This window comes from Salinivibrio sp. SS2 (assembly GCF_001722075.1).
In the GTDB taxonomy this organism is placed as follows: domain Bacteria; phylum Pseudomonadota; class Gammaproteobacteria; order Enterobacterales; family Vibrionaceae; genus Salinivibrio; species Salinivibrio proteolyticus.
This window is the reverse complement of sequence record NZ_MEBP01000031.1, coordinates 1-610: the sequence shown is the minus strand read 5'-3', so window position 1 is coordinate 610 and position 610 is coordinate 1. Positions and strand designations below refer to the sequence as shown.

Genomic DNA, 610 nt, shown 5'->3' with positions numbered 1-610 from the left:
ACCGCTCAGCCATCCCTCCGAACAGGTTTGTATATTAATGATGGCCTCTTGCAATGTAAAGTACTGCAACACTATTTTTCGTTTAAGTGATGGATATTTATCCATTATTCGCACACAGTGACTTCACATCGGAGGAGCAAGTTGGTACAACGTGTCTATCCTCCATGAAGAGGCCGCGTTTTAATAACTCAGGAACAGACATGACCATAGATAGTTTTCTCGTCAAAATCACAAAGACACCCGAGATGGTGACGTTTGATGAGACCTTGGCCGTGATCGATGCACATTACGATTACGCCCCGACTCGCTTTACTAATGGCAATCTCGCCAATAAAGCAGGCCAAAATACCGGTTCGTGTAAAGTGTTGGCATTTTGCCAACTGCACGAGTTAACCGAAGAGCAGACCCTTGCGTGTTTTGGCGGGTATTATCGTGAGGACGTGCTCAGCAATCCATCCGGCAACGACCACCAAAACATCCGCAATTTTATGGTCACCGGCTGGAAAGGTGTCGACTTCGACAAAATGCCACTTAAAGCGAAAGCAGGTGTGCATTCATAATCCATAAAAAACGGCGATCAAATGATCGCCCAGACTGCTGACAAAGGTCT

General features: G+C 46.1%; 1 protein-coding gene. It reads left to right on the top strand.

Features of this window, described 5'->3' with window-relative positions:
• Positions 1–200 precede the first annotated feature (200 nt).
• Positions 201–560, top strand: a complete 360-nt coding sequence (locus tag BGK46_RS02080; RefSeq protein WP_069586822.1) for a HopJ type III effector protein — start codon at positions 201–203, stop codon at positions 558–560.
• Positions 561–610 lie beyond the last annotated feature (50 nt).